A 9,253-nucleotide genomic window follows, 5' to 3' on the forward strand; every position below is an offset into this window, starting at 1 on the left:
ACACTGGTGCGCCACCGGCTGACAGCAGGGCCCAGCGGGGAACGGCAGACATCGGGCGATCGTAGCGATGCGACACCAACGCGGTTCCCAGGCCGCGTTCGGGCCGCCCAGCCACGTTCGGGTGGGCGGCCCGACGGCTGGATCAGACCGGGTGAGGTCTCACGGCAGCCGGTCGCCAGAAGCGGGCCCGCTCGGTGGTCCGAGCGGATCGGGGGGTACGACGCCGATGGTCGGCAGGTCCGGGCCGACGCGTACGGTGCCGGCGGTCGACCAGGCGAGGTGTGCCCGCCGGGCGGAGAGGACCGCCAGCAGCGGCCAGAGGGAGACCGCCACCGCAGTGACCCGCTCGGCCAACCCCGTGCGGGACCCACTGGTCACCTCGAACGCGCACCAGCCGAAGAGCGCGAGCAGCACGAGCGTGGCGCTCAGCCCGACCGCCCGGCGGAACGCCCAGGGCGGTTCCGGTTGGGTGGGGTGCTCGGTGTCGTGGCCGCGCGGCAGCCGTAGTGCCGAGCCGGCCGGCCAGAGCACCAGGGCGAGGACGGCCACCGTCGCCGCGACGCCGTGGCTGAGCGAACCGCCGACCGGCGGCCGGGGAAAGGCGACGAGCGCGATGGTGGCCACCCCACCGATCGCGAGCAGGAAACGGCTGGGCAGCCCGGCCGCGTGCAGGACGGCGGCGACCGACAGGTAACAGCAGCCGAGCAGCACCAGGGCCACCACCATGATCCAGGCGTCGGTGGCGTCCTGTCCTGCCAGCTCGCTGATGGTGTCCCGGACCGGGTCGTACCCGACGGGCTGTCGGGCCTCCGCCACCGTCCAACCGGCCACCAGCAGCACGGGTGCCGCCGCCGCCGTGGCGACGGCCCAGTTCGGTACGGGCCGCATTTCGCCACGTTAACCGGCAGGGCCGTCGGCCGAGTCGGGTTCGCCGGTCCGCCCCACCTGCGAATCACGCCGGCCTGGCGGGTGCCCCGGAGGTGGGACGGCCACCCCTGACAGAATGCCGGTGAGGACTGTTCCACGATGAGGAGTTGCCAGCCGTGATCCGTACCCACAATGCCGGAAGCCTGCGCGCCGCGGACGCCGGCTCGACGGTGACGCTCGCCGGGTGGGTGGCCCGCCGGCGCGACCACGGCGGGGTCATCTTCGTCGACCTGCGCGACGGTTCCGGCGTTGTCCAGGTGGTGTTCCGCGAGGAGGACGCGCACGCGCTGCGCAACGAGTTCTGCGTGAAGGTCATCGGCGAGGTGACCCGTCGGCCGGACGGCAACGAGAACCCGGAGCTGCCCACCGGCGAGGTCGAGGTGACCGCCGCCGAGTTGGAGGTGCTCTCCGAGGCGGCCCCGCTGCCGCTGCCGGTGGACGACCAGATCGAGGCCGGCGACGACATCCGGCTCCGGTACCGCTATCTGGACCTGCGCCGCAGCGGCCCGGCGAACGCGCTGCGGCTGCGCTCGCGCGCCAGCCACCTCGCCCGGGGCGTCCTGCACGAGCGGGACTTCCTGGAGATCGAGACGCCGACGCTGACCCGCTCGACCCCCGAGGGCGCCCGCGACTTCCTGGTCCCGGTGCGTCTTCAGCCGGGCAGCTGGTACGCCCTGCCGCAGTCGCCGCAGCTGTTCAAGCAGCTGCTGATGGTCGGCGGCATGGAGCGGTACTACCAGATCGCCCGCTGCTACCGCGACGAGGACTTCCGGGCCGACCGGCAGCCCGAGTTCACCCAGCTCGACATCGAGATGTCCTTCGTCACCGAGGACGACGTGATCGACCTCGGCGAGGCGATCGTCTCGACGCTGTGGAAGGACCTGGCCGGGCACGAGATCTCCGGGCCGATCCCACGGATCACCTGGCACGACGCGATGGCCCGGTACGGCTCCGACAAGCCGGACCTGCGCTACGGGGTCGAGCTGACCGAGCTGACCGAGTACCTGCGCGGCACCGAGTTCCGGGTCTTCGCCGGTGCGATCGACGCGGGCGGCTACGTCGGCGCGGTGGTGATGCCGGGTGGCGCTTCGCAGAGCCGCAAGGAGCTGGACGGCTGGCAGGACTGGGCGAAGGCGCGCGGCGCACGCGGCCTGGCGTACGTGGTGCTGGACGCCGAGACCGGCGAGGCGCGCGGGCCGGTGGCGAAGAACCTCTCCGCCGAGCACCTGGGCGGGCTCGCCGACGCGGTCGGCGCCAAGCCGGGCGACGCGGTCTTCTTCGCCGCGAGCGGCACCACCCGGGAGGCGCAGGAGTTGCTCGGCGCCGCTCGGGTCGAGATCGCCAAGCGCTCCGGCCTGATCGACGAGAGCGCCTGGGCGTTCTGCTGGGTGGTCGACGCGCCGATGTTCGAGCGCACGGACGAGGGCGGTTGGACGGCCGTGCACCACCCGTTCACCTCGCCGAACGCCGAGTGGGTCGACCGGTTCGAGGAGGCTCCGGACCGGGCCCTGGCGTACGCGTACGACATCGTCTGCAACGGCAACGAGATCGGCGGCGGGTCGATCCGTATCCACCGGGGTGACGTGCAGAAGCGGGTCTTCGACCTGCTCGGCATCACGCCCGAGGAGGCGCAGGACAAGTTCGGGTTCCTGTTGGAGGCGTTCAAGTACGGCGCCCCGCCGCACGGCGGCATCGCCTTCGGCTGGGACCGGGTGTGCATGCTGCTCGCCGGGGCCGACTCCATCCGTGAGGTCATCGCCTTCCCGAAGACCCGTGGTGGGTTCGACCCGCTGACCAGCGCTCCGACCCCGATCACCGCCCAGCAGCGCACCGAGGCCGGCATCGACGCGAAGCCCAAGCCGCCCGCCACCGCCCACACCGGCACCGCAGGCGGAGCAGCCCCGGTGGCAGACCCGGTCTGACCGCACCCCCGGCCCTTGCTTGGTTGATCAAGAGGTTTGCGTCATCATCGCCCGGCGAGATGACGCAAACCTCTTGATCGTTGGCGGGGGAGTGGGCTCATGCGGGTGCTTGTTGTTGGGGGCAGTGGGCTTCTGGGGCGTGCGGTGTGTTCGCGGGCCGTCGACGCCGGTCTGTCGGTGGTCGGGACGTTCCACTCCGGTCTGATCGGCGTGCCGGGGGTTGACGCACGGCGGCTGGACGTGACCGACCGGTCCGCCGTGCGCGCGCTGGTCGCCGAGGTGCGGCCGGACGCCGTGGTCGGGACCCCCTATCGGTACGGGGACTGGGCGGTCACCGCCGACGGAGCCGCGCACGTGGCGCTCGCCGCCGCCGAGGCCGGTGCCCGGCTGGTGCACGTGTCCAGCGACGCCCTGCACGCCGGCCGACCCACGCCGTACGCCGACGACGAACCACCGACGCCGGTGCACGCGTACGGCGCCGCGAAGGCCGCGGCCGAGACCGCCGTGCGGGCGATCGACCCCGCTGCGGCACTGGTGCGTACCTCGCTGATCCTGGGGGAGGGCAGCAAACAGATCCAGCTCTGCCGGGACGCGCTCGCCGGCCGTGCGGTCTTGTTCTCCGACGAGCTGCGGTGCCCGGTCGACGTCACCGACCTGGCCGACGCCGTGCTGGAACTGGTCGCCTCGTCGTACGCCGGGCTGCTCAACGTGGCCGGCCCGGACGCGGTGAGCCGGGCCGAGCTGGGTCTGCTGGTCGCCGAGCGGTACGGCCTGGACGCGGCCGGGTTGAGGACCACCACCGGGGCGGCCACCGGTCTGGTGCGTCCCTTGGACGTACGCCTGGACAGCGCGCGAGCGGCCGCCCTGTTGCGCACCCGGCTGCGTGGGGTGCGTGAGCTCCTGACTCCCTGAGCGACAGACTCCTGCACGAACCAGATGCACAGCTTCTATGCACAACAGTTGTGCATAGAAGCTGTGCAGAGATAGTGTGCGGGTATGGAGAGCCCTTCCCCCGGCGGCCCGGCCGAGCCGCGCCGCGTCCATCTGGACAACCGACAGGTCCGCACGCTGGCCCATCCGCTGCGGATGAGGCTGCTCGGCTCGCTCCGCGTCGACGGCCCGGCGACCGCCACGGCCCTGGCCGAGAAGCTCGGCACCAACACCGGTGCCACGAGCTACCACCTGCGGCAACTCGCCGAGGTGGGGCTCGTGACCGAGGACCCCGCCCGGGGCACCAGCCGGCAGCGCTGGTGGCAGTCGGCACACGACGTCAGCGACTTCGAGCCCACCGACTTCGACGACGATCCGGACGCCCGTGCCGCCGTGCAGTGGATTCAGGCGGACCAGGTGCGCGTCATGGCGGACCTGGCCCAGCGCTGGCTGGCCGTCGAGCACCACCAACCCCGGAACTGGCGCGACGCGGTCGGCATGAGTGACCTGGTGCTGCCGCTCGACCCGACCCGGCTGCGGGCCCTCAGTGACGAGTTGTGGGCGGTGTTGATGCGCTACCGCGACGACCCCGTGGCCGAAGGCGCTGACGTGAAGCCGGTGCACCTGTTCCTGGCCGGCTTTCCACGGCTGGACGAGCGCTGGTGAGCGCGAGGAGTGAGCCGGGTCTGCGAGCCCCGCAGTCGCAAACGGAGGTGGCGGCGTGAGCGCGCTGACCGTACGCCAGGTTCGGGGTCGTTACCTCACGCTCTACGGCCTGCGGTGGCTGCCCACGGGTCTGATGATCCCGGTGATGATCCTGCTGATGCAGGAGCGCGGCCTGTCGTTGCCGCAGATCGGCCTGGTCAGCACCGCGCAGGGGCTGCTGGTGCTGGCGCTGGAGTTGCCCACCGGTGGGCTCGCCGACGCGCTCGGTCGCCGACCGGTGCTGCTCGCCGCCGGGGTGCTCAACCTGGCGTCGCTGGCGTTGTTCGCGGTGGCCGACTCGTTCGTGCTGTTCTTCATCGTCTGGGCCTTGCAGGGCGTCTACCGGGCGTTGGACAGCGGCCCGCTGGAGTCCTGGTACGTCGATGCCACGTTGGCCGCCGACCCGGACGCGGAGTACGAGCGCGGTCTCGGGTACGCCGGCACCGTCGTCGGCGGGGCCATCGCCGGGGGCGCGCTGATCAGCGGTGGTCTGATCGCGCTGGGTCCGATCGGGCCGGTCACCGCGCTGACGGTGCCCGTGCTCGCCGCCATCCTGGCGCAGGTGATCGCTCTGGTCGCGTTGGTCGTGCTGCTGGTCGAGGAGCGGCCAGCCACCGGGTTCGCGGCGCTGCGGTCCTCGGTGGTGCAGGCGCCCCGGATGATCGGCGAGGCGGTCGGGCTGCTGCGCCGCTCCCGGGTGCTGCTGGCCCTGGTGGCGGTGGAGCTGTTCTGGGGCTTCGGCATGGTCACCTTCGAGTCGTTGCTGCCGGTCCGGCTCGCCGAGGTGATCGGTGATCCGGAACGTGCCGCCGCGCTGCTCGGACCGGCGAACTCGGCTGCCTGGCTCGCCTCGGCGGCGGGTGCGGCGCTGACTCCGCTGCTGTTGCGCTGGTTGGGCGCCGCCCCGGGGGCCGCTCTGCTGCGCGTCCTCCAGGGCGTGACGGTGGTCGGGATGGGTCTGTTCGCCGGGCCGGTCGGGGTGCTCGTGGCGTACCTGGCCTGCTACGCGGTGCACGGCGCGTCGAATCCGCTGCACAGTGGGCTGCTGCACCGGCAGGTCGACGGCCCGTACCGGACGAGCGTGCTCTCGCTGAACTCGATGATGGGGCAGCCTGCCGCCGCGCTCGGCGGGGTGGTCCTGACCGCTATCGCCGCCGCCACCAGCGTCAGCACCGCGATGGTGGTCGGCGGCGTGGTGTTGGCCGTCGCCGCCCCGCTCTACCTGCCCGCCTGGCTGGCCGGCCGTCGGGCGGCCCCGGCCGTCGAGCCGGCCGCAGTCCCCGTGCCCGCCGAGAGATGACGAGACGTCGCCGGCACCTCAGGCGAGGCGGATCGAGCTGAGCGGGAGGGTGAAGGTGTAGCCGAGCCGACGGTAGAGCCGGGCCGCACCGACGTTGTGCGTGTAGACGCCGAGCCCGACGGTGTCGTGGCGTGCCAGCAGCGCCCGGGTCATGCCTGCGGTCAGGGACGCGCCCAGCCCGCGCCCGCGCTGGTCGGGGGCGACGGTCAGGCCGGCGACGAAGCCGATGTCGCCCTGGCTGCGGTCGGCGCCGCACGCCACCAACCGGTCGCCGGCGCGGATGCCGTACCAGTCGACCACCCGCGGGTCGCCGGGGCGGGAGGTGCTGCTGGGGAAGGCCTCGTCGACCAGTGCCGCAAGTGCGGGAAGGTCGGCGTCGGTGAGGCGTACCACCGCCTGCTCGTTCGGCTGGGCCGGTGGTGGCGTGGTCGTCCAGTGGAAGTCCCAGTCGCTGTGGTCGGCCACCGCCAGCCGCCCGGTCAGCAGACAGCGATCGTGCCGGGGCAGGTGCAGCCGCTGTCCCGGGCGCAGCATCCCGTCGGCGGCGAGCGCGACACAGATCTCCAGCGCCGGTTCGGCAGGGCCGATCGCGCAGCCGGCCGGTCCGTGTTCGGGCGGAACCAACCACAGCACGGCACCGTCGCGCTGGTACGCGGCCGTCGGCGTGGCCCGCCCGAGCGCGTGCCGGGCGAACGGGTGGTGGCCGACAGCGCCCAGGACGGCGTCCCGGTTCGTCAGCACCTGGTCGTCGGTGATCATGGACCCAGCCTAGGAGTCGAGGGCGCAGCGCCCGCGCCTGCCTGCCCCGATCCACCATGGAGATTGACGAGCCGACCGATTGGGTACATCACGCGCCGACCTACTGGGAACCCCCACCGGAGGACCGACATGCTCGCCATTCTCGCGGCCATCGTCTTTGGCTTCGCCCTGCTGCTCGACCTGCTCAACACAGACTTCGGAGCACCGGACCTGTTCAACTGGAACACTCTCGTGCTCATCGGGCTCCTCCTGCTCTCGCTCTACCTGGGCGGCGTCGGCAGCGGCCCGCGCGGCGGTGGCGGCGGCCGCTGGTACCGGGGCCGACGCCCCGGTCGTGGCTGACCGGAACCGATCACCGGTGGCGGGCCCCCGGCGCGATTCCGGCGTCGTGGGCCCGGCCCGGTACTGTCTTCGTGATGGAGTCCGACGCCCTCTTCTCCCTCGGTGAACCCGCCGGGTCGCGCAGCGCGCCCGACGGTCCCGCCGGTGTCGACGGCTTCACCGCGGTGGCCGACGACTCGCCCCTGCCCGTCCGCATGCGCCCCGCGAGCCTCGACGAACTGATCGGGCAGGACCACCTGCTCGCCCCGGGGGCCCCGTTACGGCAGTTGGTCTCCGGCGGCGCCCCGATGTCGGTGATCCTCTGGGGCCCGCCCGGCAGCGGCAAGACCACCATCGCGCATCTGGTGGCCGGAGCGACCGACCGTCGCTTCGTCGCCATGTCGGCGCTCTCCGCCGGCGTGAAGGACGTGCGGGCGGTGATCGAGACGGCCCGCCGCCAGCGCCGCTCGGGCGGCGCGCAGACCGTGCTCTTCATCGACGAGGTGCACCGGTTCAGCAAGACCCAACAGGATTCGCTGCTCGCCGCCGTCGAGGACCGTACCGTCACGTTGCTGGCGGCCACCACCGAGAACCCGTACTTCTCGGTCATCTCACCGCTGTTGTCGCGGTGCGTGCTCCTCACCCTGCAACCGCTGGACGACGAGGCGGTGCGGGGCCTGCTGCGTCGCGCGGTCGCCGACAAGCGCGGCCTCGACGCGGCGCTCACACTGACCACCGAGGCCGAGGACCACCTGGTCCGGCTCGCCTCCGGTGACGTCCGCAAGGCACTCACCGCGCTGGAGGCGGCGGCGGCCTCCGCCACGGCGCTCGGCACCGGCCGGATCGACCTGACCACCGCCGAGCAGGCGGTCGACGTGGCCGCGGTGCGTTACGACCGCGACGGCGACGCCCACTACGACGTCGTCAGCGCCTTCATCAAGAGCATGCGCGGATCGGACGTGGACGCCGCCGTGCACTGGCTGGCGCGCATGCTGGTCGCCGGCGAGGACGCCCGGTTCATCGCCCGCCGCCTGGTCATCTTCGCCAGTGAGGACGTGGGGATGGCCGACCCCGGGGCCCTGAGCGTCGCCACAGCGGCCGCGCACGCGGTCGAGTACGTCGGGCTTCCCGAAGCGCAGCTCAACCTGGCCCAGGCGGTGATCCACCTGGCCACCGCCCCCAAGTCGAACTCGGCCACCACCGCCATCGGGGCCGCGATCGCCGACGTCCGGGCCGGTCGTGGCGGATCCGTGCCACGAGGGCTGCGCGACGCGCACTACGCCGGAGCCCGAGGGTTGGGTCACGGAACCGGCTACCGCTACCCGCACGACGACCAGCGCGGCGTGGTCACCCAGCAGTACGTCCCGGACGACCTGGTGGGCACCGACTACTACCAGCCCAGTCCGCACGGGGCGGAACGGGCGGTGGCCAGCCGGCTGCCGGTGCTGCGCCGCATCGTGCGTGGTCTGCCGGCCCCGGCCGCCCGTCCGGACACCCCGGCAGTCGAGTCACCCGTAACGGCGCAGACCGCGTCGGCGCTTGCTGGCGAGAGTGGTCGCCCGGCGACGGGCACGGGCGCCACCGGCACTATGCAGGACAGCGGCACCGACGCCGCAGGAGAGGGTCAACAGTGAGATCGCGTGGTGGGGACCGCCCGGACGAGGGCGCGGACGAGCGGCGCGATCCCCGCGCCAAGGCGCGTCGCTGGGGTCGGGGTCGGGCGGCGGAGCCCGAGCCGGAGGAGCCGGTCGCCGGTGAGGAGTTCGGCTGGATCGACGACCTGCGCTCGGCCAAGCAACAACGCACCGAACTGGGCCCGGACGGTGCCCCGGCAGAGCCGAACCGCCCCCCCGGGGGTGCGCCGGCCGGGCCGCAGCGGGGTGCCCCGGCTGGTGCGCGCGCAGGAGTACCGGTGCCGCCGGAGACCCCGGGGCCGCCCGCTCCGCGGCAGAGCGACCCGGACGGTCCCGGCCCTCGTCGGCCGGCCGACGGCCCCTGGCCGGGGGAGGCGCCACCGGCGGGCCGCCGCCCGGACGAGCGGCCCCCCGCGGCCGGCCCCGGTGCCCCTGCCCCTGGCCAGCCAGCGCGTCGCGGTGTGCAACCGGCCCCCGGTGCCCGCGCCGCCGTACCGCCGTCGCCACCCACCGCCAGTCCGGTCGGCGGTGACCTTGCCGGCCCACCGGGCCCTCACCCGATTCCGGACGCGCCCGGCGGCCCGGTCCGTGCTCGCTCCGCGGCGGCTCCCCCCGGACCACCCGTGGGCCCTCCGAGCTCCGGCGCCCCGACGGGTCGTCGCCCGGATCCCAGCGCCGCCGGCGGACAGCCGGACGCCGTGCCTCCGCTGCGCCGTCCGGACGCCGCCCCGCCGAGCCGTCGGCCGGGCCCGGAG

Annotated in this window: 8 protein-coding genes and 1 pseudogene; 7 read left to right on the plus strand and 2 right to left on the minus strand. The window is 73.4% G+C overall.

The genetic code is table 11. From position 1 onward, the window contains the following. Positions 1-159: 159 nt before the first annotated feature. Entirely contained in the window at positions 160-888 is a 729-nt protein-coding gene (locus tag ACWCO3_RS26020; RefSeq protein ID WP_145783829.1) for a DUF998 domain-containing protein, read from the minus strand. A 155-nt stretch (positions 889-1,043) separates the two neighbouring features. On the opposite strand from ACWCO3_RS26020, the gene aspS reads away from it, so the two are divergent. The 4 genes from aspS (at position 1,044) to ACWCO3_RS26040 (ending at position 5,784) form a co-directional block, all read left to right on the plus strand. Then, on the plus strand, positions 1,044-2,849 hold the full coding sequence (gene aspS / locus ACWCO3_RS26025; RefSeq protein WP_358163667.1) for an aspartate--tRNA ligase: 1,806 nt from the start codon (positions 1,044-1,046) through the stop codon (positions 2,847-2,849). Between the two features lie 99 nt (positions 2,850-2,948). After that, positions 2,949-3,761 carry a sugar nucleotide-binding protein gene (locus ACWCO3_RS26030; protein WP_450012512.1) on the plus strand — a complete coding sequence of 271 codons (813 nt, stop codon included), beginning with the start codon at positions 2,949-2,951 and terminating at the stop codon, positions 3,759-3,761. 84 nt (positions 3,762-3,845) lie between these two features. Further along, the gene (locus tag ACWCO3_RS26035) at positions 3,846-4,445 is read left to right on the plus strand and encodes a helix-turn-helix domain-containing protein (protein WP_450012513.1); all 600 of its coding nucleotides are present in this window, start codon (positions 3,846-3,848) and stop codon (positions 4,443-4,445) included. Positions 4,446-4,500: 55 nt separating this feature from the next. After that, entirely contained in the window at positions 4,501-5,784 is a 1,284-nt protein-coding gene (locus ACWCO3_RS26040; RefSeq protein ID WP_358163663.1) for an MFS transporter, read from the plus strand. A gap of 18 nt (positions 5,785-5,802) precedes the next feature. Here ACWCO3_RS26040 and ACWCO3_RS26045 read toward each other — a convergent pair whose 3' ends face one another. Continuing rightward, entirely contained in the window at positions 5,803-6,543 is a 741-nt protein-coding gene (locus tag ACWCO3_RS26045) for a GNAT family N-acetyltransferase (protein WP_450012516.1), read from the minus strand. Positions 6,544-6,672: 129 nt separating this feature from the next. Between ACWCO3_RS26045 and ACWCO3_RS26050 the strand changes: the two genes are divergently transcribed. The 3 genes and pseudogenes from ACWCO3_RS26050 to ACWCO3_RS26060 form a co-directional block, all read left to right on the plus strand. Continuing rightward, the gene (locus ACWCO3_RS26050) at positions 6,673-6,885 is read left to right on the plus strand and encodes a hypothetical protein (RefSeq protein WP_030488373.1); all 213 of its coding nucleotides are present in this window, start codon (positions 6,673-6,675) and stop codon (positions 6,883-6,885) included. A 74-nt stretch (positions 6,886-6,959) separates the two neighbouring features. Next, positions 6,960-8,498, plus strand: coding sequence for a replication-associated recombination protein A (locus tag ACWCO3_RS26055; protein WP_145783813.1), 1,539 nt, complete (start codon positions 6,960-6,962; stop codon positions 8,496-8,498). Next, positions 8,495-9,253 (plus strand): annotated as a pseudogene (locus ACWCO3_RS26060) (hypothetical protein); the annotation flags it as partial. The gene ACWCO3_RS26055 and the pseudogene ACWCO3_RS26060, both read left to right, overlap by 4 nt.

The sequence above is a fragment of the Micromonospora sp. NPDC002411 genome (genome assembly GCF_053592955.1).